This is a genomic window from Streptomyces sp. NPDC029164 (assembly GCF_055563995.1).
Window position 1 is genome coordinate 30,535 of the sequence record NZ_JBVHWW010000020.1, and the last position, 25,185, is coordinate 55,719.

At 72.5% G+C, this 25,185-nt stretch carries 30 protein-coding genes; 22 read left to right on the forward strand and 8 right to left on the reverse strand.

All coding sequences use genetic code 11. The features are described from left to right. Positions 1 to 149 precede the first annotated feature (149 nt). The gene (locus ACZ4VT_RS20215) at positions 150 to 935 is read right to left on the reverse strand and encodes an alpha/beta fold hydrolase (RefSeq protein WP_467951403.1); all 786 of its coding nucleotides are present in this window, start codon (positions 933 to 935) and stop codon (positions 150 to 152) included. Between the two features lie 122 nt (positions 936 to 1,057). On the opposite strand from ACZ4VT_RS20215, the gene ACZ4VT_RS20220 reads away from it, so the two are divergent. Next, the gene (locus ACZ4VT_RS20220) at positions 1,058 to 1,627 is read left to right on the forward strand and encodes a TetR/AcrR family transcriptional regulator (protein WP_467951405.1); all 570 of its coding nucleotides are present in this window, start codon (positions 1,058 to 1,060) and stop codon (positions 1,625 to 1,627) included. Positions 1,628 to 1,740: 113 nt separating this feature from the next. Further along, on the forward strand, positions 1,741 to 2,658 hold the full coding sequence (locus tag ACZ4VT_RS20225; protein WP_467951406.1) for a phosphatidylinositol-specific phospholipase C: 918 nt from the start codon (positions 1,741 to 1,743) through the stop codon (positions 2,656 to 2,658). Here the strand turns inward: ACZ4VT_RS20225 and ACZ4VT_RS20230 are convergent. From ACZ4VT_RS20230 to ACZ4VT_RS20250, 5 genes are all read right to left on the reverse strand, one after another. Then, complete coding sequence (locus ACZ4VT_RS20230) at positions 2,638 to 4,071, reverse strand: sensor histidine kinase (RefSeq protein ID WP_467951408.1); 1,434 nt, start codon at positions 4,069 to 4,071, stop codon at positions 2,638 to 2,640. The two genes, ACZ4VT_RS20225 and ACZ4VT_RS20230, sit on opposite strands and share 21 nt — an antisense overlap. Beyond that, positions 4,068 to 4,799, reverse strand: a complete 732-nt coding sequence (locus ACZ4VT_RS20235; protein WP_362808232.1) for a response regulator transcription factor — start codon at positions 4,797 to 4,799, stop codon at positions 4,068 to 4,070. The genes ACZ4VT_RS20230 and ACZ4VT_RS20235 overlap by 4 nt, the downstream gene beginning before the upstream one ends. Before the next feature lie 103 nt (positions 4,800 to 4,902). Next, entirely contained in the window at positions 4,903 to 6,033 is a 1,131-nt protein-coding gene (locus tag ACZ4VT_RS20240; protein ID WP_467951410.1) for a S1C family serine protease, read from the reverse strand. Between the two features lie 181 nt (positions 6,034 to 6,214). Further along, entirely contained in the window at positions 6,215 to 7,237 is a 1,023-nt protein-coding gene (locus tag ACZ4VT_RS20245) for a LacI family DNA-binding transcriptional regulator (protein ID WP_327263186.1), read from the reverse strand. Positions 7,238 to 7,261: 24 nt separating this feature from the next. After that, positions 7,262 to 8,101, reverse strand: a complete 840-nt coding sequence (locus ACZ4VT_RS20250; protein ID WP_467951412.1) for a response regulator transcription factor — start codon at positions 8,099 to 8,101, stop codon at positions 7,262 to 7,264. A gap of 458 nt (positions 8,102 to 8,559) precedes the next feature. Here ACZ4VT_RS20250 and ACZ4VT_RS20255 point away from each other — a divergent pair, with 458 nt between their 5' ends. The 13 genes from ACZ4VT_RS20255 to ygfZ all read left to right on the forward strand — a co-directional run bounded on the left by ACZ4VT_RS20255 (position 8,560) and on the right by ygfZ (position 18,331). Next, a complete protein-coding gene (locus tag ACZ4VT_RS20255; RefSeq protein WP_030718384.1) occupies positions 8,560 to 8,814 on the forward strand; it encodes a MoaD/ThiS family protein in 255 nt (84 codons plus the stop codon). Between the two features lie 475 nt (positions 8,815 to 9,289). Continuing rightward, positions 9,290 to 10,513: a hypothetical protein gene (locus ACZ4VT_RS20260; protein ID WP_467951575.1), complete on the forward strand. Its 1,224-nt coding sequence runs from the start codon at positions 9,290 to 9,292 to the stop codon at positions 10,511 to 10,513. A 65-nt stretch (positions 10,514 to 10,578) separates the two neighbouring features. Further along, complete coding sequence (locus ACZ4VT_RS20265; RefSeq protein WP_467951413.1) at positions 10,579 to 11,295, forward strand: LmeA family phospholipid-binding protein; 717 nt, start codon at positions 10,579 to 10,581, stop codon at positions 11,293 to 11,295. Between the two features lie 161 nt (positions 11,296 to 11,456). Beyond that, positions 11,457 to 11,540 carry a putative leader peptide gene (locus ACZ4VT_RS20270; RefSeq protein ID WP_350206375.1) on the forward strand — a complete coding sequence of 28 codons (84 nt, stop codon included), beginning with the start codon at positions 11,457 to 11,459 and terminating at the stop codon, positions 11,538 to 11,540. Between the two features lie 176 nt (positions 11,541 to 11,716). After that, a complete protein-coding gene (locus tag ACZ4VT_RS20275) occupies positions 11,717 to 12,562 on the forward strand; it encodes a sulfurtransferase (protein ID WP_467951415.1) in 846 nt (281 codons plus the stop codon). 53 nt (positions 12,563 to 12,615) lie between these two features. Continuing rightward, positions 12,616 to 12,906 carry a DUF1416 domain-containing protein gene (locus ACZ4VT_RS20280; RefSeq protein ID WP_030718391.1) on the forward strand — a complete coding sequence of 97 codons (291 nt, stop codon included), beginning with the start codon at positions 12,616 to 12,618 and terminating at the stop codon, positions 12,904 to 12,906. A 132-nt stretch (positions 12,907 to 13,038) separates the two neighbouring features. After that, positions 13,039 to 13,302, forward strand: coding sequence for a DUF3099 domain-containing protein (locus ACZ4VT_RS20285; RefSeq protein ID WP_319724912.1), 264 nt, complete (start codon positions 13,039 to 13,041; stop codon positions 13,300 to 13,302). Positions 13,303 to 13,416: 114 nt separating this feature from the next. After that, entirely contained in the window at positions 13,417 to 14,202 is a 786-nt protein-coding gene (locus ACZ4VT_RS20290; RefSeq protein WP_467951417.1) for a hypothetical protein, read from the forward strand. Continuing rightward, the gene (locus ACZ4VT_RS20295; RefSeq protein WP_467951418.1) at positions 14,199 to 15,026 is read left to right on the forward strand and encodes a hypothetical protein; all 828 of its coding nucleotides are present in this window, start codon (positions 14,199 to 14,201) and stop codon (positions 15,024 to 15,026) included. Before ACZ4VT_RS20290 ends, ACZ4VT_RS20295 begins: the two co-directional genes overlap by 4 nt. Beyond that, positions 15,023 to 15,943 carry a hypothetical protein gene (locus ACZ4VT_RS20300; RefSeq protein WP_467951419.1) on the forward strand — a complete coding sequence of 307 codons (921 nt, stop codon included), beginning with the start codon at positions 15,023 to 15,025 and terminating at the stop codon, positions 15,941 to 15,943. Before ACZ4VT_RS20295 ends, ACZ4VT_RS20300 begins: the two co-directional genes overlap by 4 nt. A 282-nt stretch (positions 15,944 to 16,225) precedes the next feature. Beyond that, complete coding sequence (locus ACZ4VT_RS20305) at positions 16,226 to 16,798, forward strand: heme-binding beta-barrel domain-containing protein (protein ID WP_467951421.1); 573 nt, start codon at positions 16,226 to 16,228, stop codon at positions 16,796 to 16,798. A gap of 81 nt (positions 16,799 to 16,879) precedes the next feature. Further along, positions 16,880 to 17,341, forward strand: coding sequence for a Fur family transcriptional regulator (locus ACZ4VT_RS20310; RefSeq protein WP_467951423.1), 462 nt, complete (start codon positions 16,880 to 16,882; stop codon positions 17,339 to 17,341). Positions 17,342 to 17,362: 21 nt separating this feature from the next. Next, complete coding sequence (ygfZ, locus tag ACZ4VT_RS20315; RefSeq protein ID WP_467951425.1) at positions 17,363 to 18,331, forward strand: CAF17-like 4Fe-4S cluster assembly/insertion protein YgfZ; 969 nt, start codon at positions 17,363 to 17,365, stop codon at positions 18,329 to 18,331. 12 nt (positions 18,332 to 18,343) lie between these two features. Here ygfZ and dtd read toward each other — a convergent pair whose 3' ends face one another. Further along, entirely contained in the window at positions 18,344 to 18,769 is a 426-nt protein-coding gene (dtd, locus tag ACZ4VT_RS20320) for a D-aminoacyl-tRNA deacylase (protein WP_351296765.1), read from the reverse strand. A gap of 136 nt (positions 18,770 to 18,905) precedes the next feature. Here dtd and ACZ4VT_RS20325 point away from each other — a divergent pair, with 136 nt between their 5' ends. The 7 genes from ACZ4VT_RS20325 (at position 18,906) to ACZ4VT_RS20355 (ending at position 23,655) form a co-directional block, all read left to right on the forward strand. Further along, positions 18,906 to 19,505, forward strand: coding sequence for an RsiG family protein (locus tag ACZ4VT_RS20325; protein WP_467951427.1), 600 nt, complete (start codon positions 18,906 to 18,908; stop codon positions 19,503 to 19,505). Between the two features lie 47 nt (positions 19,506 to 19,552). Continuing rightward, positions 19,553 to 20,797: a GNAT family N-acetyltransferase gene (locus tag ACZ4VT_RS20330; RefSeq protein WP_467951429.1), complete on the forward strand. Its 1,245-nt coding sequence runs from the start codon at positions 19,553 to 19,555 to the stop codon at positions 20,795 to 20,797. A 33-nt stretch (positions 20,798 to 20,830) separates the two neighbouring features. Continuing rightward, on the forward strand, positions 20,831 to 21,601 hold the full coding sequence (locus tag ACZ4VT_RS20335; protein ID WP_467951577.1) for a putative protein N(5)-glutamine methyltransferase: 771 nt from the start codon (positions 20,831 to 20,833) through the stop codon (positions 21,599 to 21,601). Positions 21,602 to 21,736: 135 nt separating this feature from the next. Further along, a complete protein-coding gene (locus ACZ4VT_RS20340; protein ID WP_467951431.1) occupies positions 21,737 to 22,084 on the forward strand; it encodes a DoxX family protein in 348 nt (115 codons plus the stop codon). Positions 22,085 to 22,176: 92 nt separating this feature from the next. Beyond that, entirely contained in the window at positions 22,177 to 22,587 is a 411-nt protein-coding gene (locus tag ACZ4VT_RS20345; RefSeq protein WP_467951433.1) for a helix-turn-helix domain-containing protein, read from the forward strand. A 23-nt stretch (positions 22,588 to 22,610) separates the two neighbouring features. Beyond that, the gene (locus ACZ4VT_RS20350; RefSeq protein WP_467951435.1) at positions 22,611 to 23,168 is read left to right on the forward strand and encodes a hypothetical protein; all 558 of its coding nucleotides are present in this window, start codon (positions 22,611 to 22,613) and stop codon (positions 23,166 to 23,168) included. A 142-nt stretch (positions 23,169 to 23,310) separates the two neighbouring features. Then, on the forward strand, positions 23,311 to 23,655 hold the full coding sequence (locus ACZ4VT_RS20355; RefSeq protein WP_467951437.1) for a DUF2516 family protein: 345 nt from the start codon (positions 23,311 to 23,313) through the stop codon (positions 23,653 to 23,655). A gap of 77 nt (positions 23,656 to 23,732) precedes the next feature. Here ACZ4VT_RS20355 and ACZ4VT_RS20360 read toward each other — a convergent pair whose 3' ends face one another. Further along, positions 23,733 to 25,118 carry a PP2C family protein-serine/threonine phosphatase gene (locus tag ACZ4VT_RS20360; RefSeq protein ID WP_467951439.1) on the reverse strand — a complete coding sequence of 462 codons (1,386 nt, stop codon included), beginning with the start codon at positions 25,116 to 25,118 and terminating at the stop codon, positions 23,733 to 23,735. Positions 25,119 to 25,185: the final 67 nt, after the last annotated feature.

A 25,185-nucleotide genomic window follows, 5' to 3' on the forward strand; every position in this document is an offset into this window, starting at 1 on the left:
AACCACCACAACCCCCCCCCCCCCCCCCCCCCCCCCCCCCCCCCTTTCGCACGCCCCCCCCCCCCCCCCCCCCCGGGGGGGGCGCCCCCCCCCCCCCCCCCCCCCCCCCTCCGGCGTTCGCCCCGCACCCCCGTGGCGGGGCAGCCGCCTTACAGGGTCGCGAGGAACGTCCCGACGGCGTCGTTGACGCCCCGGGGGTCCGTGAAGGGCACGAAGTGGTCGCCGTTCAGGGGGGTACAGGAGGTCTTGGGGCGGCGCGCGACCATCGCGTCGGCGGTGTCCTGGCGCAGGACCTGGCTGTGGACCGCGTGGATCAGCAGGGCCGGGCAGGTGCTCGCGAGCCAGGCGCCCCAGTGGTCGCCGCGGCAGGCCTCGATGGAGTCGAGCATGTCCTGAGGGTGGAACGGCAGCCGCCAGCCCTCGCCTGAGGGGAGCGGACGCAGGGCTTGCTCGACGAATGGGGATCCCACCGGCCCGGCGGCTGCGAGCAGTTCCTCGCGGGTGGGGGCGGTGTACCGCATGCCGTGCAGGAAGTCGAAGAGGGGGCCCTCGGTGGTGGGCCGGATCTCGACGGTGGCGTCGATGTTGACGAGTGCGGAGATCCGGTCGGGGTGGGCGGCGGCGAGGTGATAGGCGTTGACGCCGCCGAGGGAGTAGCCGAGGAGGGCCACGGGGGCGTCCAGGCCGAGGTGGTCGAGGAGGGCGACCGCGTCGCAGACGTAGCCCTCGCGGCGGTAGTCGGGCGCCCGGTCGGAGCTGCCGTGGCCGCGCTGGTCGGGGGCGATGACCCGCCAGCCGTCGCCGAGGGCGGCGGCGAGTCCCGTGAAGGCGAGGCCCTCGGACATGCCGCCGTGCAGGGCGAGCAGCGGGCGGCCGGGGCCGCCGAAGTCCAGGTAGGAGAGGGTCCGGTCGTCGATCTTCAGCTCGTGGCGCATGGCTCGTGCCTCCCGTGGGCCCGTGGATCTTCCGATGGCTTCACCCTGCCAGGACTTGGGCAGGTGCGCAATACGATTGTGTAGCGCACTTGCCCAAAGCCTTGCGCGGATACGATCCCGGCATGGGAAATCGTGAGGACCTGCTGGCCGGAGCGCGCCGCTGCCTGGAGGAGAAGGGGTATCTGCGCACGACCGTGCGCGACATCGCCTCGGCGGCGCAGGTGAGCATGGCCGCGATCGGCTACCACTTCGGATCCCGGGAGGCGCTGCTCAACCAGGCGCTCTTCGCCGCCATGGACGAATGGGCCGCGGGGTCCGGCCGGCTCGCCGGGCAGGGGGACACCGCCGCGGAGCGGTACGCCGACACCTGGGACCGCAAGATCCAGGACTTCGCCGACATGCGCTGGCTCTGGACCGCCAACGTCGAGGCCTTCGTGCACGCGCAGTCCTCGCCCGAGCTGCTCGCGATCCTGGCCGAGGAGCAGCGCAAGTCCCGGCCCATGGTGGCCGCCCAGCTGCGCGGGGTCCCTCAGGAGACGGTCGCCGAGGGGGACGTACGGGCCCTCGGGTCGGTGCACCTCGCGCTGCTGACCGGGGTGATGGTCCAGTGCCTGACCGATCCGGAGGGCGCGCCGAACGGCCGGGAGATCGTCCAGGGGCTGCGCACGATGGTGGAGTTGCTCGAAGGCTGAGGCCGGGGCGGACGTCGGGTCGGGGCCTGAGACCCGTCCTTACCGACGGGTACCCAATTTGAGGTGTCCACGCCATAATCCGTTGCCATCACCGGGTCGGCAAAGGGGCGGGCATGGGCGTGGACATCGGCGTGGGCAGCGGTGTGGGCAGCGGCGCGGGCGTGGGCAGACGGGCCTTCCTGGCCGGAGCGCTGGCCGCGGGCACGGCGCTGGGACTGGGCGCCGCGGCGACGGCTCCGGCCTCGGCCGCGACCCTCGGCACCCAGGACTGGATGGCCGGACTCGGGGACTCCACCGCCCTCCAGCGCATGACCATCCCCGGCACCCATGACTCCGGCGCCACCAAGGGCGGCCTCTACGTCGCCTGCCAGAACACCTCGATCGCCCAGCAGCTCGACTCCGGCATCCGCTTCCTCGACGTCCGCTGCCGGGTGACGGGCGGGTCCTTCGCGATCCACCACGCGGCCTTCTTCCAGGACCTGATGTTCGGCGACGTCCTCGCGGCCTGCTGGAACTTCCTCGCGGCGCACCCCTCCGAGACCGTCCTGATGCGCCTCAAGCAGGAATACTCCACCGACAGCGACGCCACCTTCCGCGCCGTCTTCGACGACTACCTGGACCACCGCGGCTGGCGGCCCCTGTTCCGGATCGCCGACACCCTGCCCACCCTCGGCCAGGCCCGCGGGAAGGTCGTGCTCCTCGCCGACAACGGCGGTCTGCCCGGCCTGCGCTACGGCGACGGCAACGTCTTCGACATCCAGGACGACTACAACACCGAGCCCTTCGCCAAGCGGGGCCGCATCGAGACCCACTTCCGCAAGGCCGTCCAGCAGCCCGGCAAGCTCTTCGTGAACTACGTCAGCACCGCCGCGTACATGCCGCCGCGCTGGAACTCCGACCGTCTCAACCCGCAGGTGCACGCGTTCGTCGACGGCGGTGAACTCGCCGGCCGGACCGGGCTCGGCATCGTCCCGATGGACTTCCCGAACACCCGCTCCGGCCTGGTCCCCTCACTGATCCGGCACAACTGACGGCTCGGAGGGCGGCGGGGCCGGCGCCCCCGGGATGCGGAGCACCGCCTCCGTGCCCGGGCCGCCGCCGGCCGCCGCCCGCAGCTCGGCGCTGCCGCCCGCGCGTGCCGCCGTACGGGCCACGATCGACAGGCCCAGCCCGCTGCCGGGCAGGGCGCGGGCCGACGGGGACCGCCAGAAGCGCTCGAAGACGTGCGGCAGGTCCTCGGCCGGGATGCCGGGCCCGTGGTCCCGTACGGTCAGCTCGCCGGCCCGCAGCGTCACCTCGACCGCGCCGCCCGGCGGGCTGAACTTCACCGCGTTGTCGAGGACGTTGACCACCGCCCGCTCCAGCGCGGCCGCCTCGCCCCGTACGTACCAGGGCGCCAGGTCCGAGTCGAAGCGGAGCTCCGGACCGCGCAGCCGGGCCCGGGACAGCGCGGCCCCGGTGATCTCGTGCAGGGCGACCACCTGGAGCGGGCCGGGAGAGGCCGCGTCCGGCCGGGACAGCTCCTGGAGGTCGCCGATCAGCGAGGCCAGTTCCGTCATCTGCGCCTTGACCGAGGCCAGCAGCTCCCGCCGGTCGTCGGGCGGGATGGCCCGGCCGGTCTCCTCACTGCGGGCGAGCAGCTCGATGTTGGTGCGCAGCGAGGTCAGCGGGGTGCGCAGCTCGTGCCCGGCGTCGGCGATCAGCTGGGCCTGCCGGTCCTGGGAGGAGGCGAGGGCCGCCGTCATCGAGTTGAAGGACCGCGACAGGCGGGCGATCTCGTCGTCGCCCTCGTCGGGGATCCGTACGGTGAGGTCCTCGGTGCGGGCGATGTGCTCGACGGCATCGGTCAGTTCGTCGACGGGCCGCAGTCCCGTACGGGCCACCCACAGACCGGCCGCGCCGGCGCCGACGACCCCGACGCCGCAGACCAGGAGCAGCACCCAGGCCAGGGTGTAGAGGGGCTTGTCGATGTCGGCGAGCGGCTTGGCGACGGACAGTGCGGCGGCCCGCCCGTCGAGGAGGGCGGGCTGGGTGTAGACGCGGACGGCCACCCCGTCCGAGGTGGTCGCGTCGTAGAGGACGGCCCCGCGCCGGCGCTGGGCGACTTCGAGGTCGGTGGCGCTGACCGGCAGGGTGCCCTTGCCGTCGACCCAGCAGTGGCCGCCGTCGGGCAGCACGATCTGCACCTGGGCGCTGAGGTTGTTCGCGGGCCGCTCCGGCAGGGCGTTGCCGGAGACGCAGTTGAGCGCCCGGAACACCTGGTTGGCCTGCGCCTCCGCGTTGGTGGCGCGCAGCGAGCTGTCCAGCTGGTCGCGCAGCTGGGCCCGTACCATCACCCACGACACGGCGGCCACGGCGGCGACGGCCAGGGCCACCGCGACCGTGACGAGCAGGGCCAGCCGGGAGCGCAGCGGGAGCGCGCGGAACCTGGCGGCCGGGCTCACTCGGGCCCGCTCTCGCCGGCGCGCAGGACGTAGCCCACCCCGCGCACGGTGTGGACGAGGCGGGGCTCGCCGCCCGCCTCGGTCTTGCGGCGCAGGTACATCACGTACACGTCCAGGGAGTTGGAGCTGGGCTCGAAGTCGAAGCCCCAGACGGTCTTGAGGATCTGCTCGCGGGTCAGGACCTGGCGCGGGTGCGCGAGGAACATCTCCAGCAGCGTGAACTCCGTACGGGTGAGTTCCACCGGTCGTCCGCCCCGGGTGACCTCGCGGGTCGCGAGGTCCATGCGCAGGTCGCCGAAGGTCAGGGCGTCCTCGTGGCCCTCGCCGCCGGCCTGCGGGGCCGCGTAGGAGCTGCGGCGCAGCAGGGCGCGGACGCGGGCGAAGAGCTCGTCGAGCTCGAAGGGCTTGACGAGGTAGTCGTCGGCGCCCGCGTCGAGGCCGGTGACGCGGTCGCCGACGGTGTCGCGGGCGGTGAGCATCAGCACCGGCGTGACGCTGCCGGCGGCGCGCAGCCGGCGGGCCGCGGTCAGCCCGTCCATCCGGGGCATCTGAATGTCCAGGACGATCAGGTCGGGGGAGTACGAGGCCGCCCGGTCGAGGGCGTCGAGCCCGTCGACGGCGGTCTGCACGGCGTACCCCTCGAAGGCGAGGCTGCGGCGCAGGGCCTCGCGTACGGCCGGTTCGTCGTCGACGACGAGGATCCGCGCTTCGCCTTCGGCGGGATTCATGGATGGGTCTCCCAGAGGTGGTGGTCGGCCGTGGAGTCCGGCGGGTGAGGGCGCCTCCAGCCTCGCACGGACGGGTCAGGGGGTGTCTCGGGGAGACACCCCTCTAGAACGAGGTGCCGAAGCCGTTGGCGGTGGAGCCGTTGCCGTTGCCGTCGGTGGTGGGGGAGCCCGAGCCGCCGGGGCCGCCCTTGCGGAGTGAGTCCAGGTCGGCCTTGACGGTGTTGACCGGGATGGCGAAGCCGAGGCCGACGCTGCCCGCGGCGGAGCCGCCGGAGGAGGGGGAGTAGATCGCGGAGGGCATCCCCACGATCTCGCCGCTCATGTTGACCAGGGCGCCGCCGGAGTTGCCGGGGTTGAGCGAGGCGTCGGTCTGGAGGGCCTTGTACGAGGTGGTGTCCGAGCCGGTGTCCCCGTTGAACTCGCGGCCGCCGAAGGAGAAGGGCCAGCTGCCGCCGTCCTGCTGCCGGCCCTGCGGGGACTGCTGCTCGGACTTCGGCACCTTCACCTCGCGGTTCAGGGCCGAGACGATGCCGCTGGTGACGGTGCCGGTCAGGCCGTCGGGGGAGCCGATGGCGACGACCTCGTCGCCGACCTTGACGTTGCCGGAGTCGCCGAGCTTGGCGGGCTTGAGGCCGCTCGCACCCTGGAGCTTGATGAGGGCGAGGTCCTTGTCGGGGTCGGTGCCGACGATCTCGGCCTTGTACTTCTTGCCGTCGCTCATCGTCACCTGGATCTCGGCGGCGCCGTCCACGACATGGTTGTTGGTGACGATCTCGCCGTCGGCGGTGATGACGATGCCGGAGCCGGTGCCCTGGCCGGACGCGGTGCGGGTGTCGATGCGGACGACCGAGGGGCTGACCTGTTCGGCGACGCCGGAGACGGTGCCCGTGCCGGTGCCCTGCGAGACGTTGGTGCCGTTGACGCCGCCGGAGCCGCCGCTCTGGTGGACCATCAGCTGCTGGACGGCGGCCGCGGTGCCGCCGCCGACGAGGGCCGCGGCGAGCGCGACGGCCGCCAGCAGGGCCACGGGCCGCTTCGCGCGGGGCGCGGGGGCGGCGGCGTGGGCGGGGCCGTCGTGGCGGGCGTCGGGGACGGTCTCGCCGCGGAGGACCGGGGGCTGGTGCGCCTCGTGCCAGCCGGGTGCGGCGGGCGGGTACGAGGGTGGCGGCGGGTACGCCCCGGCCGAGGTGTCCTGCGCCGGGTACTCGCCTTCGCGGCGGAAGCTGTCGGTCATGGCTCTGACTCTGGTGGCCGATGATGAGAGCTTCCTGAGTCTGACCTGAGAAGCCCGACAGAACCTTGTATGCCCCTTATAGGGACTGCTGTTGGCGGCGCAGGGCGGAGCCCCGGGAAGGCGGGCCGCAGGCGAAGGGCCGGGCCTGGCCCGGCGGGTGACACTGCGGACCGCCGGACGGCTAGCGGCAGCCGCAGGAGCGGCGGATCACCAGGGCCGACGGGAACTGCTTCAGGCGTTCGCGGCGGGAGCCGGCCACGCGGAGGCCGTCGTCCAGGACGAGGTCCACTGCGGCGCGGGCCATCGCCGGGCGGTCCGAGGCGATCGTGGTCAGCGGCGGGTCCGTGAGGGCCGCCTCCTTCACGTCGTCGAAGCCGGCCACGGCCAGTTCCCCGGGCACGTCGATGCGCAGCTCCCGCGCCGCGCGCAGCACACCGATCGCCTGGTCGTCCGTGGCGCAGAAGATGGCCGTCGGCCGGTCGGGTCGGGCCAGGACCTCCAGGGCGACCGTGTACGCGTCGTAGCGGTTGTACGGGGCCTCGATGAGCCGGCCCTCCACCGAGCGGCCGGACTCCTGCATGGCCCGCCGCCAGCCCTCGACGTGGTCGGCGACGGGGTCGCCGACGGACGGGGTGTTCTCGACGCCGCCGATGCAGGCGACGTACTCGTGCCCGTGTTCGAGCAGGTGGCGGGTGGCGAGCTGGGCGCCGCCGATGTCGTCCGTGACGACGGCGACGTCGTCGATCGCCTCCGGGCGCTCGTGCAGCAGCACGACCCGCGCGTCCCAGGCCTCGATCTCGCTGGCGGCCTGCTCGCTCATGCCCTGGCTGACCAGGATCAGGCCGGAGACCCGCATGCCGAGGAAGGCCCGCAGGTAGTGGACCTCGCGCTCGGTGCGGTAGTCGGAGTTGCCGACGAGCACCATCTTCCCGCGCTCGGCGGCGGCCTGCTCGACCGCGTGCGCCATCTCCGCGAAGAACGGCTGACGTGCATCGGGGACGATCATGCCTATGAGGTCGGTGCGCCGCGACGCCATCGCCTGGGCGACCCGGTCCGGGCGGTAGCCCAGATCCTTGATCGCGGCGAGGACACGCTCGCGCGTGGCCGGGGCGACCGGCCGGGGTCCGTTGTTGATGACGTAGCTCACGACGGCGGTAGACGTACCCGCAAGTCGTGCCACGTCATCCCGCGTCACCTTGGCCACGCGCGGCAGTCTACGCGGGGTGACCTACCTCTGGGCAGGCCGTCCTGCCGAGTGGACGATCGACGGCTCCTCCGCCGATCGGGTGACGGCCGCGGCCGGCTGCGCGGACGTCTGTGCGGTGGCCTGTGCGCTGGCCTGTGCGGCGGCCTTCGCCGCCGCCTGGGCCGCGGCCTCCGCCGCCGCCCGCTCGACCTTCTCGGGCGTGACGAAGCGGTAGCCGACGTTGCGGACCGTGCCGATCAGCGACTCGTGCTCGGGGCCGAGCTTGGCGCGCAGCCGCCGTACGTGCACGTCCACGGTCCGGGTGCCGCCGAAGTAGTCGTAGCCCCAGACCTCCTGCAGCAGCTGAGCGCGGGTGAAGACCCGGCCCGGGTGCTGCGCGAGGTACTTGAGCAGCTCGAACTCCTTGAAGGTGAGATCCAGCACCCGCCCCTTGAGCTTGGCGGAGTACGTCGCCTCGTCCACCGACAGGTCGCCGTTGCGGATCTCCATCGGGGAATCGTCGGAGCCCAGCTGCTGACGGCCCGTGGCCAGCCGCAGCCGCGCCTCCACCTCGGCCGGGCCCGCGGTGTCGAGGAGGACGTCGTCGATGCCCCAGTCGGCGGTGACGGCCGCGAGGCCGCCCTCGGTGACGACGAGGATCAGCGGACAGCCGGGTCCGGTGGAGCGGAGCAGCTGGCACAGCGACCGCACCTGCGGCAGGTCGCGGCGGCCGTCCACGAGGATGACGTCGGCACCCGGGGTGTCCACGAGGGCCGGGCCCTCGGCCGGGGCCACCCGGACGTTGTGCAGCAGCAGGCCGAGGGCGGGCAGCACCTCGGTGGAGGGCTGCAGTGCGTTGGTGAGCAGCAGGAGAGAGCTCATGACCGACCACCTGCCCGGGTCGGACGGTGCTCGGTTCGCTGGTCCATCACGTCGGTTCCTCCTCGGTCCCGTCGAGGACGTGCGCGGTACTGCTTCGTACGTCTTGCCTGGCACCCCTGCGGTCCCCGCGCCCTGGGGTCCGCATGGATACCACTGTTCTCGGTTCGTTCAACGCGCTGAAAGCACAAAAGGACCCGGGGGCAACGTTGCCCGGATCCTCTCGCCAAGCAGAATAGCCCACCGCCCCGTGCACGGCCGAGCACTCTTCGACATCCCCTGTTGTGGGTTCTGCCACGCCCACGCCCCGCGTATGCCCCGTTTTCACCGGATCGGCGGCCCGCCGGGCGGTGACGCGGGGCCGCCCCGGCGCACATGTGACGCGTTGGCGTACGCCGGGGCGGACGGCCGGAGGGGCCATCATGGAGGCCGACGGTAGAGAGCCGACGATAGGAGCAGCAGTGGCAACCGGAACCATCCGCTACTGGGCGGCGGCCAAGGCCGCGGCCAAGACGGCGGAGGAGCCGTACTCGGCGCGCACACTGGCCGAGGCGCTCGACGCCGTGCGGGAACGCCACCCCGGGGAGCTGACCCGGGTCCTGCTGCGCTGCTCCTTCCTCGTGAACGACGAACCTGTGGGCAAGCGCCCGCACGATGCCGTCCTGCTGACCGAGGGGGGCACCGTCGAGGTGCTCCCCCCGTTCGCGGGCGGGTGAGCGGGAGCCGATGAGCACGCCTGAGGAACACCAGCAGCAGCGGGAACAGCGCGAGCACCAGGAGCAGGAGGAGCTGCGGCGCCGGCAGTACGCGCAGCAGCAGGACCCGTACGGGACCCAGACCTGGCAGTCCGACACCTGGGACACCAGCCACCAGCCGGTGTACCCGGCGCTGGGCGCGGTGCCGGGGCAGCCGGTGGCGCCCGACGGCTGGTTCCGCGACGAGGCCCCGGCCGCCCAGCCGCAGGCGCAGCCCCCGGCCCCGGCCGGCGGCGCCGACGGGTCCTGGCCGGACGGTTCCGTGGCCGGCTCCGCCGATTCCTACGCGGCGTCGTACGAGTACCCGGCGGCCGGCGGGCCCGCGCAGCAGCCCGTGGCTCCGGAGGGCTGGTTCCGGGACGAGGTGCCGGCGCAGGCCCAGACGCCCGCTGCGGCTCCCGTTCAGGACTGGTCCCAGGGCGGCCAGGGCGCGGGGATGCCCGCCGCGGCCGCCGAGACGGCCTATCTGCCGCCGTACCCCGGTCCCGCGCAGGAGGCCGCCGAGCAGACGGCCTACCTGCCGCCGTACCCCGGCCAGGCGCAGCAGCCCGTGGCTCCGGAGGGCTGGTTCCGGGACGAGGTCCCGGCGCAGGCCCAGACGCCCGCTGCGGCTCCCGTCCAGGACTGGTCCCAGGGCGGCCAGGGCGCGGGCATGCCCGCCGCGGCCGCCGAGCAGACCGCGTATCTCCCGCCGTACCCCGGCCCCGCGGAGCAGTCGGCCCCGGCCGAGGAGACCGCCTACCTGCCGCCGGTGCCCGCCCCCGCCCCCGCGCAGGACGAGGCCGCCGCCGAGCAGACCGCCTACCTGCCGCCCCAGGCGGCCGCGGCCCCGGCCGAGGACGATGCCGAAGCCGTGGAGGTCACCGCCTGGTCCCCGCCCACCCTCGCCGGGAACACCCTGCGCGCCGTCGACCCGGCCCAGGCCCGCGCCGAAGGCCGGTCGCCGATCATCGACCCCGGTCCGCAGCCGGCGATACTGACCGCCGCCTTGGGCCTGCTGCTCGCCGTGGCCGCGGCCCTCGGGCAGTACGCCCTGCTCGTGCCGCTGATCGCCCTGCAGGCGCTCACCGCGGCCGGCTGGTTCCGCCTCAACGGGATGTGGCCGGCCCGCCAGGGCATCGCCCTCGCCTTCGCCGGCGCCGTGGTCGCCGACGTGGCCGTGCTCGCGGTGGACCGTACGTACGGCCCCGGCGCGATCGTCGGCACCCTCGGCGCCTGGGTGCTGCTCACCCTGGTCCTCCAGCTGCGCAGCCACGCGGATCCCGACGAGCGGGTGTACGGGCTGATGGCCTCGGTGGCCTCGGCCGCCCTCGCCATCATCTGCGCCGGCTACCTGGCGGCCGGTTCCGCCGCCGTCAGCGTCGGCGCGGCCGCCGTGGCGGTCGCCGTCTTCGCCCGTGCGCTGCCGCTGCCCACCGCTCCCTCGGTCGGCGTCTCGCTGGCCGCGGCCGCCGGTGCGGGCATCGCGGTCGGCGGACTGACCTCCGTCGGGGTCGGCGGGGCGCTGATCGGCCTGGTCTGCGGGGTGTGCGCGCTGATCGGGCTGCGCGTGGCGGCGTACGACTACCCGTCGAAGTTCGTGCACATGACGGCCGGTGTGGCGCTGCCGCTCGCGGCGGCCGCTCCCGCCGTGTACCTGATCGGCCGGGTGGTGGGCTGACGTTCCGCTGACGGGCGCACATGGTCCACTGGAGCGCTCGTACCGACTAGTAGGGGGAGGGGCACGTGCGTGCTCTGCGGATCGTTGTGATCATCGGAGTGGTGCTGGGGGCGATCTTCGCCGGTGTGGACCGCTGGGCCGCCGGCTACGTCGAGAACCAGCTGGCCGACAAGATCCAGGCCCGCCAGGGCCTGGCCGGCAGCTCGGAAGTGGAGATCCGCGGATTCCCCTTCCTGACCCAGGCGTTCAGTCACGAGCTGGACCAGGTCGACCTGAAGCTCAGAGGCGTCGAGGTGGTCGCCGAGGGCCGCAAGACGCGGCTCTCGGAGCTCGACGCGAGCTTCCGCGGCGTGAAGCTGAACAGTGACTACAGCGGCGGCACCGCCGCGCGGGCCGAGGGCACCGGGCGCATCACGTACGAGGACCTGACCGCGGCCTCGCAGACCGGCGCGACCCTCACCTACGGCGGGGCGCCCGGCAAGGTCAAGGTCACCGCGGCCGTGGACGTGCTCGGCAAGACCGTGACGCACAGCGTGGTGTCGACGATCTCCCTCGTGGACGCGCCGGACGGAAAGGGCGCCAAACTCGTCCGGGTGCGCGCCGACGAGGTGCCCGGCTCGGGCATACCCGGCGTCGAGAAGCTGATCCGCAAGAAGACCGACTTCGAGCGCAACCTGGAGGTCGGCATGCCGGCCGGGCTCCACCTCTCGGCCCTGACCTCGGACGAGGCCGGTGTGCACCTCACGCTGGGCGGCTCGAACGTGGTGATGGCCGGATCGTGAGACAGTGCGGTCCGATCCGCAGAAGGGCGGGCCGCACGGCGGCTCCCGGGGGCGGCGCGGCGGCCGCCCTGGGGGCTCTTATCCCACTATCCGGACGATCCTGTCTCGGAATATGACACACCGGTGACAGGGCGGCTGATTCGTCCCTACGATCCATGGCTATGAAGCATCAGCAGGCGGACCTCACGAAGCGACGGGCAGTAGACCTGTGTCGCGTCGCCGCCATGCTCTGTCGATCCATGTGACCTGTGAGCGCATCCGCTCCATCAGCCGGACGACGGCCCCAAGGCCCTTCCCGCGTGACCGCACCCGCCTCCTGATCACCTGACGCCTCCCCGCGCAGGGTCCGGAGCGCACCCGCAGGCACGCAGCACGCGTCACCCGCACCACCCCGCCGCACACTGCCCCGGAGGAGAACATCATGAGCCGCAGCGACGTCCTCGTAGACGCCGACTGGGTCGAGGCCCACCTGAACGACGCGAACGTCGTCATCGTCGAGGTGGACGAGGACACGTCCGCGTACGACAAGAACCACATCACCAACGCCGTCCGGATCGACTGGAAGCGCGACCTCCAGGACCCGGTCCGCCGTGACTTCGTGGACCAGGAGGGCTTCGAGAAGCTGCTCTCCGCCAAGGGCATCTCCAACGACGACACCGTCGTCCTCTACGGCGGCAACAACAACTGGTTCGCGTCCTACGCCTTCTGGTACTTCAAGCTCTACGGCCACCAGGACGTGAAGCTCCTCGACGGCGGCCGCAAGAAGTGGGAGCTCGACTCCCGCGACCTGGTCGACGGCAAGGACGTCCCCAGCCGCCCGGCCACCGCGTACAAGGCCAAGGCCCAGGACACCTCCATCCGCGCCTTCCGCGACGACGTCATCGCCGCGATCGGCGACCTGAACCTGGTCGACGTCCGCTCGCCCGACGAGTTCTCGGGCAAGCTGCTCGCCCCGGCGCACCTCCCGCAGGAGCAGTCGCAGCGCCCCGGCCACGTGCCGAGCGCCCGCAACATCCCGTGGTCGAAGAACGCCAACGACGACGGCACCTTCAAGTCCGACGAGGAGCTCAAGGCCCTCTACGAGGCCGAGGGCGTCGACCTGTCGAAGGACACCATCGCGTACTGCCGCATCGGTGAGCGCTCCGCGCTCACGTGGCTCGTACTGCACCAGATCCTGGGCCAGACGAACGTCAAGAACTACGACGGCTCCTGGACCGAGTACGGCTCGCTCGTCGGCGTGCCGATCGAGCTCGGCCCCAACAAGTAATCCCGGGCACGCGACGCCCCGTAGTACGACCTCTCTAGGACAGGACAGAGAACATGTGTGGAGCACAGATCGGCGGGCCCGACCTCGCGACGCTCAAGCCCGGTGAGACCGCGATCCAGGGCCAGGTGACCAAGGGCGGTGAGCCCATCAGCGGTTACGTGCGGCTGCTGGACGGCGGTGGCGAGTTCACCGCCGAGGTCCCGACCTCGGCGACCGGCCAGTTCCGCTTCTACGCCGCTCCCGGCACCTGGACGCTGCGGGCGCTCGTCCCGGGTGCCCAGGCGGACCGTGCCGTCGTGGTCGCCGAGGCCGGCGGTGTGACGGACGTGGCGATCGCGGTCTGAGCACCGCACGTGTGATCGCTCGACAGATCGGCCGGAGGGCCGCACCCCAGGGGGTTGGACGCCACTGGAACGGGGTGCGGCCCTTCGTGCCGTCCGCCTTGTGTTCGCGCCCGCCCGCTCTACGCTGGAGTCATGTACGCCCGGCGCCGGCGCGCCTACTTCCTGCTGATGGGCGGATGCCTGGTCCTCTTCGTCTCCGCCTGGACCTTCGTGCGCCTGCTGTCGGTCGAGGCCGCGGTCGCGCTGTGCGTGGTCGCCATGGTCATCCCGCCGGTGGCCGCGGTGATCGCCAACCGGCGCGGCCCGGACGACCGCTGGTGGGACGACCCCTCGGGCGATCCGAAGTCCGACGAGTGGTGGGACGAACTGGACGGAAAGCGGCGTCACGAGGACTGAGGCGGCCGTGAGATAAGAATGTAATAAGCATTCATACAACCGCTTTCCCCTTGCACGGGTCATGGGTGGGCACGGGTAATCCGCCCGCGTCTCCAGCCTTGCGGGGGGACCCCTTTGGAACACGAACAGACCACTCCTGAACAGCCGAAACAGGAGGAGAACGCGCCGGATCCGGGCACTGCGGACCCGCGTCGGCGCAGCCGCACGACCCTCCTGATCGCGGGCGCGGCCGTACTCGGCGTCCTCGCCGGGACGATCACCGGCTACGCGGTGCAGTACCACCGCGAGCCCACCCCGCTGCCGCCGCTCGCCCAGCAGGAGATGGCCGCGCCGAAGCCGGCGGCCGCGAACGACTCGACGAGCCGGCGCTCGATCAACGCCAACCGCTGGCACAAGGCGGACGAGGACCTGGCCAAGAAGCTGGTCGAGGTGCCCGGCGGCACGAAGGACAGCTTCTCGGGTCCGCTGTCCCCGGACGCGTTCTCCGCGAACTACTTCGTCGACCCCGCCGACGGGCTCGGGCCCGTCGGCCGCCATGCCAAGAGCATCGCCAGCGTGCGGTGGTCCAAGGACGACCGGGACTTCGTCGACATCCACCTGCTCCAGTACCGCGAGCGCAACGGCGCCGAGGACTTCTACGCGGGCATGGTGCAGTACATGCCCACCAAGAAGTACGCGGGCAACGACGGCAAGGAGTTCCCGGGCGTTCCGGCGGACTTCGGCCGTGTGTGGATCGACTCCGAGGCGAACGAGAAGCCGGGCTACCTCCCGGTGCGCCAGGGCCGTGCCCTGGTCCGCCGCGGCGACATCGTGATGGTCGTCGAGTGGACGAACAACCGCGGCGACGTCGACGAGAAGGCCCTCGTCGAGCTGGCCAAGCGACAGATGGAGCGGCTGTGAGCGAGCAGCAGAACGTGACCGCCGCCGACGCGGGGGTCCAGGGCGGGCAGGAGCCCGCGGTCACCGCCGCGCCCGTGCGCACGGCGAACCGCAGGACGCTGAAGCTGGTGGCGGCGGCCACGGGCGTCGTCGTACTGGCGGGTGCTGGCCTGTGGGGCGCGTCCGCGCTGTCGGGCGCCGACCGGACCGCGCCGACGCGGTATTGGGTGGCCGAGGACCACACGACGAAGGGCACGCAGCCCCCGGTGCCGTCCGTGCCGCCCAACGAGCTGACGGGCAAGCTGCTGCCGCTGCCCAAGGAGTACTGGCTCGGCCCCGATCTCGACCCCGAGGGCAACGACTACTACGTCCCGAGCGAGAAGGCGCTGCAGAGCTTCAAGGACGGCCGCACCGGGCTCTCCGGCAGCCAGCGCGCCGAGCGGGACAAGGCGCTGGCGGACCTGAAGCTCAAGGGCCTGGCGGGGCGCAGCTACGCCCGGCAGGAGGGCTACGGCTCCGCCGTCGCCGAGATCCGGCTCATGCAGGCCGATCCGCAGCAGCTCGCCACGTTCGGCGAGTTCTCCAAGAAGCTCATCGAGCTCACCGGGGCGGGCGGCGGGGCGCCGCAGGTGGAGGGCCATCCGCAGGCCAAGTGCGGGCTGGACCCGCTCACCGGAGGGGAGGACGACAAGAAGAAGATCGACGTCCTCGACTGCGTGGCCGTGGAGGGGGACGTCCTGGTCAGCTTCCGGATGTACGGGTCCACGGGCTTCGCGGTGAAGGACGCCGCCGGCCTGTTCAAGCAGCAACTCGACCACCTCAAGTCCCCCGGAGAGTCCGCGTGAGCGAGCAGACCGACACCGCCGCCGTGCCCGGGCCCGAGGCCGAGGCCGCTGCCGAGCCCGCGGTCGAGCCCGCGTCCGCGCCCGCCCCGGAGGCCGCCCCGGAGGCCGTGCCGGCCCCGCCCAAGGACCGGCGGGTGCTGTTCGCCGCCCTGCGCTGGACCGCCGCCGTCGCCGTCTTCGCCACCGTCGGCGCGGGGGTCGCGTACGGGATCACCCAGCCCGACCGCACCGACGTCCCCGGCCTGTCCACCGAGGAGGACGGCCGCTGGACGTTCCCGACGCTGTCCCGGCCCGCGCTGCCCGCCGGCGCCCCCGTGCCCCAGGGCCCGGACAACGAGGACGGCACGCACTACGCCCAGCTCACCGGCCTGCTGCTGTCCGCTCCCACGGGCTCCAAGGCCGACGACGCGGTCAAGGCGGACAAGGACGGGGCGGTGTCCCCCGACACCTTCCTGGAGGAGTACGCGCCCGACACCCGCGAGAAGCTGAAGCAGTCCCTCGAATGGGACGGGCTGCGCCAGATCGTCGGCCGGGGCTGGACGACGGCCGACGGCACGCGCACGCACGTGTACCTGCTGCGCTTCCACTCGGCGGGCTTCGTGGACGCCTTCAAGGGCTGCGACACCAACGCGCGGTTCGACGGCGTCTCGGCCCTCGACCTGGACGACGTGTGGAGCAAGGCCAAGAACACCCAGATGAACAGCACCACGCTGGACTTCCCCGGGGCGGCCAACTTCGACGGCAGCGAGCTCAGCGTGTACCAGGAGGTCAAGCCCTTCCTCGGCGAGGAGCAGAGCAAGATCGGGTGCCTCCGGACGGGTGACGTCCTCGGCATGGTCATCCAGACCCGCAAGGGCGAGGTGGCCCCCGTCCCCTTCCACCAGAGCGTGATCCTGCAGAGCCAGCTGCTGAGCTGACGGCCGGGCCGACCGCCGGGGCAGACCCGGTACGGCCCACCTCACAGCGTGCGCCGGTCCCCGGGCCAGTAGGCTTGGGGACCGGCCCCGTACAGCCCCGAAACGATTCCGAGGAGCACCCCGTGCTTGAGGCAGTCTTCACCTCCCTGCTGGTCCTGGTCTGCGTCGGCGTCATGGCCTTCACCGGCCTGGCCGTCAAGAAGCTGTACCAGGGTCAGCGCTGAGCGTCGGCTCGGCAGACCGCCCCGGAACCCCTCCCACAGATCGCCTGAGCAGCCATTCATGATCCAGATCCCGTCCGACCTGAACCCGGGCCTCGTCCCCCTCGCCTTCCTCCTCGGTACCTGGGAGGGCGCGGGTGTCTTCGACTTCCCCGGTGAGGAGAAGTGCAACTTCGGCCAGGAGGTCGTCTTCAGCCACGACGGCCGGGACTTCCTGGAGTACACGTCCCACAGCTGGGTCCTCGACGCCGAGGGCAGCAAGGTGCGGCCGCTGGAGTCCGAGTCCGGTTACTGGCGCATCGACAAGGACCGCAAGGTCGAGATCGTCATGGTCCGCGACCAGGGCGTCGTCGAGGTCTGGTACGGCGAGCTCGCCGACCAGAAGCCCCAGATCGACCTGGTCACGGACGCGGTCGCCCGTACCGCGGCCTCCGGCCCGTACAGCGGCGGCAAGCGGCTCTACGGCTACGTGAAGAGCGACCTCATGTGGGTCGGCGAGAAGGCCACCCCGGACGTGGAGCTGCGTCCGTACATGTCGGCCCAGCTGAAGAAGGTCGTCACGCCCGAGGAGGTCGCCGAGATGGCGCGCAACCTCCCGGACATGCCGGACGACGGCATCGCCTTCTTCCGCTGAGCGCGGCGTCCACAGGCTGTGCGCGAAAGGGGACCGCGGGCTCGACCGCGGTCCCCTTCGCACCCATACACTGGCGGAGTGGTGAGCACCGAGAGCACCGAAGGAACACCCGGCACCGACTGGAAGAGCGACCTGCGCCAGCGCGGATACCGGCTGACGCCGCAGCGCCAGCTCGTGCTGGAAGCGGTCGACGCGCTGGAGCACGCGACTCCCGACGAGATCCTCGTCGAGGTGCGCAAGACGGCCTCCGGAGTCAACATCTCCACGGTCTACCGCACCCTGGAGCTCCTGGAGGAGCTCAAGCTGGTCTCGCACGCCCACCTCGGGCACGGGGCCCCCACCTACCACCTCGCCGACCGGCACCACCACATCCACCTGGTCTGCCGCGACTGCGGCGACGTCATCGAGGCGGACGTGGACATCGCCGGCGAGTTCACGGCGAAGCTCCGCACCACCTTCGGTTTCGAGACCGACATGAAGCACTTCGCGATCTTCGGCCTGTGCAAGAAGTGCGCGGCCGAACAGCGTGCCGCCCAGGCGTAGCAGGGTCGTACGCTTGGTCCCATGACCAGCAGCCCCTTGCTCCATCTCCCCGGCGCCGTGCAGGCCGAAGGCCGCGACGAGGGCGTCGCCGCCCACTACGGCGAGCTGTACGGCGAACAGCGCGCCCTCGCGGACGGACGCGGCTTCGTCGACCTCTCGCACCGCGGGGTCGTCACCGTCACCGGGCCGGAGCGGCTGAGCTGGCTGCACCTGCTGCTCACCCAGCACGTGACCGAGCTGCCCGCCGGACAGGCCACCGAGGCGCTGATCCTCTCCGCGAACGGCCACATCGAGCACGCGCTCTACCTCGTCGACGACGGCGAGACCACGTGGGCGCACGTGGAGCCGGGCACCCAGGGCGACCTGATCGCCTACCTGGAGTCCATGAAGTTCTTCTACCGCGTCGAAGTGGCCGACCGCACCGAGGAGTTCGCGGTCGTGCACCTGCCGGCCGGCTCCATCGCCGAGGTCGCCAAGGAGCACGTCGTACGGGAGACCGCGCACGGCCGTGACGTCTTCCTGCCCCGCGCCGAGCTGGAGTCCTTCGCCGCCTCGCACGGCCCGGCCGCCGGCCTCCTCGCGTACGAGGCCCTGCGCGTCGAGGCGCACCGGCCGCGGCTCGGCCAGGAGACCGACCACCGGACCATCCCGCACGAGCTGGGCTGGATCGGCACCGCCGTGCACCTGCAGAAGGGCTGCTACCGCGGCCAGGAGACGGTGGCCCGCGTCCACAACCTGGGCAAGCCCCCGCGCCGCCTGGTCTTCCTTCACCTCGACGGCTCCGAGGTGGTCCTCCCGGCCCATGGCGCACCGGTCCGGCTCGCCGCCGACGGGGAGGAGGGCCGCCAGCTGGGCTTCGTGACCACCGCGGTCCGCCACCACGAGCTGGGCCCGATCGCCCTCGCGCTGGTCAAGCGGAACGTGCCCGTCGACGCCCCGCTGCTCGTCGGGAAGACCGCCGCCGCGCAGGAGGTCGTCGTGGCCCCCTGAGGGGCCCGGACCTCAGACGTCGATGACGATGGTGAACGGGCCGTGGTTGGTCAGCGAGACCCGCATGTCCGCGCCGAACCGGCCCGTCGCCACCGTCGCGCCCAGCGCGCGCAGCTGCGCCACGACCTCGTCGACCAGCGGCTCGGCCACCGGGCCGGGCGCCGCCGCGTTCCACGTGGGGCGGCGGCCCTTGCGGGCGTCGCCGTAGAGCGTGAACTGGGAGATCACCAGCAGCGGCGCGTTCACGTCGCTGCAGGACTTCTCCGCCTCCAGGATCCGTACCGACCACAGCTTGCGGGCCAGTACGGCCGCCTTCTCCGGCGTGTCGTCGTGGGTCACCCCCACCAGCACGCACAGTCCTTCGCCGACGATCTCGCCGACGGTCTCGCCGCCCACGACGACGCTCGCGCCGTCCACCCTCTGCACCACTGCTCGCATACCACCTGTGTACCAGCAGTGCACCCGTCCGGGGCCGATCGGGTGGAGTGGGACTGCATCGGGGCCACGGAGAGTGGCACGATGCACGCAGGCGGTGCGGGTGCGCCGCACCGGTCGAGGGGACGGACTCGTTCGTATGAATACTTCTGGTACCTCCGTACCTGCATCACCCGCTTCCATCGCAGCTGCCGCGGTACGACCGCCCGCGCAGCGCACGGCCGAGACGCAGGGCACGCCGGCCCAGACCACCGCGCTCGGGCTGCCGGAACTGCGCGCGCTGCGCCGCGAAGCGCAGCGCGACGAGGCCGATCTGAGCTATGTGCGCAGACTGCTCCAGGGCCGCATCGACATCCTGCGCGCCGAGCTCGCCCGCCGCAGCGACCCCGAGCTCGCCCGCCGGACCGACCCCGAGGCGCCGGTGGTGGACCGGCTCTCGGTGATCCTCGCCGACGCCCCCTCCAGCCGCAGCGCCTCGGCCCGGCACGTCACGCTCGGCACCCCGCACAGCGAGGAGTACCGGCTGCTGGCGGCGGAGATGCTGGCCGACGTGGAGCTCTCGGACCTGGGCGCCCGCACCGACGACGAGCTGCACGACGGGCTGGGGAAGCTGGTGCGGTACGAGCAGCAGGTCTCGCGGCGCCGGCAGCAGCTCCAGCGCACGGTGGACGACTGCACTGCGGAGATCACCCGGCGGTACCGGGAGGGAGAGGCGCAGGTGGACGACCTGCTGGCGTAGGAAAATTCGGGCGACTGGCGCCGGTCGGGCGATTAGCGTGGCCCGCTATGAGTGCTGACGTCCGGCCGATCGCCGCATCCGAACTCCCCGACTGGCTGCGAACCGTGAACACCGGGTTCCTGAACACGGCCCGGGTGACCGACTCGGACGTGGCCATGCGGGCCAAGCACAACGATCTCGACCGCACCCAGGGCGCGTTCGACCCCGACACCGGCCGTTGCGTGGCGGCCTTCCGCTCCTTCGCGCAGGAACTGACGGTGCCCGGCGGGGCCGCCGTCCCCTCCACCGCGATCTCCAACGTGGGCGTGCTGCCCACCCACCGCCGCCAGGGCCTGCTGACCCGGATGATGGCCGCCGAGTTCGCCGCGGCCGCGGCGCGCGGCGACGTGCTGTCGACGCTGATCGCCGCCGAGTACCCGATCTACGGGCGGTACGGCTTCGGGCCCGCCACCTCCCTCGCCGAATGGGAGATCGACGTACCGCGCACCGGACTGGACCGGCGGCTCTCGGCGCCCGGGGACGGGGGACGGATCGACCTCGTGGACGGGGCCGAGGTCCGGCAGGTCGGCCCGGAGCTGCACGAGCGGCTGCGGGCGCGCACCCCCGGCGTGACCGGCCGGAGTGAGCTCTGGTGGCGCATGTGCACCGGCCTGGAGCAGGTCTCGTACCGCCCGTACCAGGAGAAGTTCTTCGCGGTGTACCGCACGGCGGCCGGTGAAGTGGCGGGGCTGGTCACGTACCGGGCCGACGACCACTGGACGGACGCGAAGGTCCCGCAGAACACCGTGCAGGTCCACAACCTGCTGGCGCTCACCCCGCAGGCGGAGCGGGCGCTGTGGCGGTTCCTGTGCTCGATCGACTGGGTGCTGAAGGTCCGCACCGGCTACCGGGCCCCCGACGACCTCGTCCCGCAGCTGCTGCCCGACCCGCGGTCGGCCCGGATCGTCACCGCCGCCGACTTCCTGTGGGTGCGGGTGCTGGACGTCGTACGGGCGCTGAGCGCGCGGACGTACGAGGCGCCCGGGGTGCTCGTACTGGAGGTCACCGACGCGTCGGGTCCGGCGGCCGGCCGCTACCGGCTGGACGCGGGCACCGGCGCGTGCGAGCGGACCGAGGCGGCGGCGGACCTGCGGCTGGACGTGTCCGCACTGGGCTCGCTGTACCTCGGCGACGAGTCCGCGGTGGGGCTGGCCGCGCTCGGGCGGATCACGGAGGAGCGGCCGGGGGCGGTCGCGCTGGCGGACGCGGTGTTCCGGACGGCGCGCCGCCCGTGGTGCCCGGACATCTTCTGAGCCGTACCGTTCCCCGTGTCGGAAAACTGAGGACTGAGGTATTTGACGTCACTTGTGGAGTCCCTGCGCGCGGCCGGCTGCGTCTTCGCCGAGGAGGAGGCGGAGCTGCTGACCGGGGCCGCCCGGGACGAGGGGCACCTGGCGGAGCTGCTGGCCCGCCGGGTGGGCGGTGAACCGCTGGAACACGTGGTGGGCTGGGCGGAGTTCTGCGGTCTGCGCGTGGAGGTGGGCGCGGGGGCGTTCGTACCGCGCCGGCGCACCGAGTTCCTGGTCGGGGAGGCGGTGGAGCTGGCCCGGCCCGGTGCGGTGGTGCTCGACCTGTGCTGCGGGGTGGGCGCCCTGGGCGCGGCGGTGGCCTCGCGGCTGCCGGGCGGCGCGGAGCTGCACGCGGCGGACATCGACCCGGCGGCGCTGGCGTACGCGCGGCGCAACGTGGCCCCGTACGGCGGCCGGGTGTGGGAGGGCGACCTGTACGCCGCGCTCCCGGAGTCACTGAAGGGCCGGGTGGACGTGCTGGTGGTCAACGCCCCGTACGTGCCGACGGACGAGATCGGCCTGATGCCGTCGGAGGCGCGGGAGCACGAGCCGCTGGTCTCCCTGGACGGCGGCGCCGACGGGCTGGACGTGCACCGCCGGGTCGCGGCGGGCGCGGCGGCGTGGCTGGCCCCGGGGGGTCACCTGCTGATCGAGACGAGCGCCCGGCAGTCCCCGTCGACGGCTTCGGCCCTGGCGTCCGCGGGGCTCGCGGTCCGCGCGGTCACCTCGGAGGAGCTGTACGCCACGGTGGTGATCGGCACGGCCTGAGGGGTGGCGCGGGCCCCTCGGAAAGAATTCCCGAGGGCCTGTCACATCCGTGCGGGGCGGCGGGTCAGAGGAGTGAAGCAGGCGGGAAACCGACCGGAGCGAGTCCGCACCGGCGCCCGTCTGAGGGGAGTTCGGATGTCCACCACCGCCGTTGTTTTCGCCCTGGTCGGCGCGTTCATGGTCGCCTTCTCGGCCGGCTCGGTCTTCTTCAAGGCCACGTGGGTCGTGGAGCCGATGGTGGAGTACGGCGTCCCGCGCTCGTGGTGGAACCTGCTCGGTGCCGCCAAGGCGGCCGGGGCGGCCGGCCTGGTGGCCGGGGTGTTCGTACCGGCCATCGGCATCGCCGCCGCGATCGGCATCGCCCTGTACTTCACCGGGGCCGTGATCACGGTGCTGCGGGCGAAGTCGTACGCCCACGTCGCCTTCCCGGTGATCTACGCGGCCCCCGCGGTCGTCGCCCTGGCGCTCGGCTTCCACGGCTGAGCGGTCCCGCGACGGCGGCGGGCGGGAGGCGGGTGGGAGATGTTGCAAGCGGTGCGCTTGCAATAGTTAGCATGATGGGGCAGGATCGCAGCATGGCATCGCTCAACGTCGGAAACCTCGGCGAGTACCTCCGTGAGCAGCGTCGGCAGGCCCAGCTTTCGCTGCGGCAGCTGGCCGAGGCGGCGGGGGTGTCGAATCCGTACCTGAGCCAGATCGAGCGCGGGCTGCGCAAGCCGAGCGCGGACATCCTCCAGCAGCTGGCCAAGGCGCTGCGGATCTCCGCGGAGACGCTGTACGTGCAGGCCGGGATCCTGGATGAGCGGGACCCGGACGAGGTGGAGACGCGAGCCGTCATCCTCGCCGACCCGAGCATCAACGAGCGGCAGAAGCAGGTGCTGCTCCAGATCTACGAGTCGTTCCGCAAGGAGAACGCGCTCGACGTGCCTGCCGCACCCGCCGCACCCGCCGAACCCGCCGACGAGATGCCGTCGAAGACGAACTGAAGTTGATCCGGGAGGACCAGCACATGGCCATCGCCGATGACCTGAAGAAGACCCTCACCGACCCCACCCCCCTCTACTTCGCCGCCGGCACGGCCGACCTCGCCGTGCAGCAGGCCAAGAAGGTGCCCGAGCTGATCGAGCAGCTGCGCGCAGAGGCCCCCGCGCGCATCGAGGCCGTGAAGAACACGGACCCGAAGGCCGTGCAGGAGGCGCTCACCGCCAAGGTCGCCGAGGTGTTCGGCGCGATCGACCCGAAGAAGCTCGGGGAGACCGCCCAGGACCTGGCGCTGCGCGGTGTGGGCGTGGCCGCGGAGTACGCGGTGCGCGCCAAGGAGACGTACGACAAGGTCGCCGAGCACGGTGAGCAGGCCGTGCGGACCTGGCGGGGCGAGTTCTCCGAGGAGATCGTCGACATCGCCGTGGCCGTCGAGCCCCAGGCGGTGGCCGAGCCGGCCGCCGCGTCCGAGTCCGGGTCCGAGCCGGTGGCCGGGGCCGCCGACGAGGAGCCGGCCGCGAAGAAGCCCGCCACGCGCAGGGGCTCGGCCAAGAAGGCTGCCGTCACGGCGGACGACGCGAGCTGAACCGGGACCGCATGAGCGACAACGGGCCGGGCACCCTTCAGGGGCCCGGCCCGTTGGAGTTCATGAGGGCGCCCGTGCCGGTAGCGTGGAGTCGGGCGGCATCGGAAGTGCGAAGCGCAGGCATGAGAAGGCGGTCGAAGCGATGTTGATGGACGGGTTCGATCGGGGCGTGCTCCCGCTGTTCGGGTACGCCATGCTGCTGCTCGCCGTCGCGGCCTTCGTGATAGCGCTGCTGGCGCGCGAGGACGCGTACCGGGCGGCCGACAAGCAGACCAAGACCTTCTGGCTGGCCATCCTCGGCATCACCGTCCTGGTGGACGCCTTGCTGGGGATGCTCTTCCTGCAGATCGCCGGCCTGGTCGCGACCATCGTGTTCTTCGTCGACGTACGCCCCGCCCTCAAGCAGGTCTCGGGCGGCGGTCGCGGCGGCCGGCGCGGCGGCAGCAGCAGTGACGGGCCGTACGGGCCCTACAACGGCGGGCGCTAGCTCCTGTCGCCCGGGCAGGCCTGTCGCCGGGCAGGGCCTGCCCCCAGCCGTGCCCCTGGTTCCCGTGCCGTCGGCGGTCAGCCCTCGGCGCGGGAGAGCAGGACGACGGCCACGTCGTCGGTGAGCTCGCCGCCGTTGAGGCGACGGGCCTCGGTGACGGAGGCCTCCAGCAGGCCCTCACCGCTCAGCCCGCGCTCCAGGTGGCGGTTGATCATGTCGACCATGCCGTCCTGGCCCAGCCGCTCCTTGCCCTCGCCGATCCGGCCCTCGATGAGGCCGTCGGTGTAGAGCATCAGGCTCCAGGTGCCACCCAGCTCGACCTGGCGGCGCGGCCAGCGGGCCTTGGGCAGCAGACCGAGGGCCGGGCCGCTGTTCTCGTACGGGAGCAGTCGCGCGCTGCGGCCCGGCCGGGAGATCAGCGGGGCCGGGTGGCCGGCCAGGCACAGGCCCGCGCGGCGGCCGTCCGGGGCGATGTCGACGGTGCAGAGGGTCGCGAAGATCTCCTCGTTCGGGCGTTCCACCTCCAGGACCTCCTGGAGGGTGGCCAGCAGGTCGTCGCCGCACAGGCCGGCCAGCGTCAGGGCGCGCCAGGCGATGCGGAGCTCGACGCCGAGGGCGGCCTCGTCGGGGCCGTGGCCGCAGACGTCTCCGATCATGGCGTGGACGGTGCCGTCGGGGGTGCGGACGGTGTCGTAGAAGTCGCCGCCGAGGAGGGCGCGGCTGCGGCCGGGGCGGTAGCGGGCGGCGAAGCGGAGGTCGGAGCCCTCCAGGAGCGGGGTGGGGAGCAGGCCGCGTTCCAGGCGGGCGTTCTCCTGGGCGCGCAGTTTCGATTCTGCAAGTTTGTACTGGGCGATGTCGGCCCGTTTTCTCTCCACGGCGTAGCGGATGGCGCGGCTCAGCAGCCGGCCGTCCAGCTCGTCCCGGAAGAGGAAGTCCTGGGCGCCGACGCGGACGGCCTCGGCGGCGCGCTCGGCGTCGTCCTCCCCGGTGAGGACGAGGACGGCGTGCCGGGGCGCGATGCGCAGCACCTGGCGGAGCGCGGCCAGCTGGTCCACGGCGGTGGCCGTGCCGGCGCCGGCGCCCGCGGCTCCCGGCACCGCCGGTACTCCCGCCATGCGGGCGCCGGCGTCCGGGAGGGACAGGTCGAGGAGGATGCAGTGCACGTCGGGGGTGAGCAGCCGCTCGGCCTCGGTGAGGTTGCGGGCGGTGCGGAGCCGGATGCGGTGGCCGTCCGCGTCGAGGATCTCGGGGACGGTGAGACCGCCGGCCGGGTCGTCCTCGATGACCAGGAGGGTCAGCGGGATCGTGTGAGGGGCCGCCGGCGGAGTTGCCGGCGGGGTCGCCTGCGGAGTCGCTTGCGCGACGGCGGTGGCGGGGGCGGCGGGCGGTGCGGCGGTGTGCAGAACGGCCTGACCGCCCTCCGTGGCCGGGGTGTCCCTCTGCCGCGGTACGGGTACGGACATCGTCTCCGGTTCCTTCCCTCCCCCCGAGGGTGCGCTCGTCCGCAGACCCTAGCGGTCCCGGCCCGGC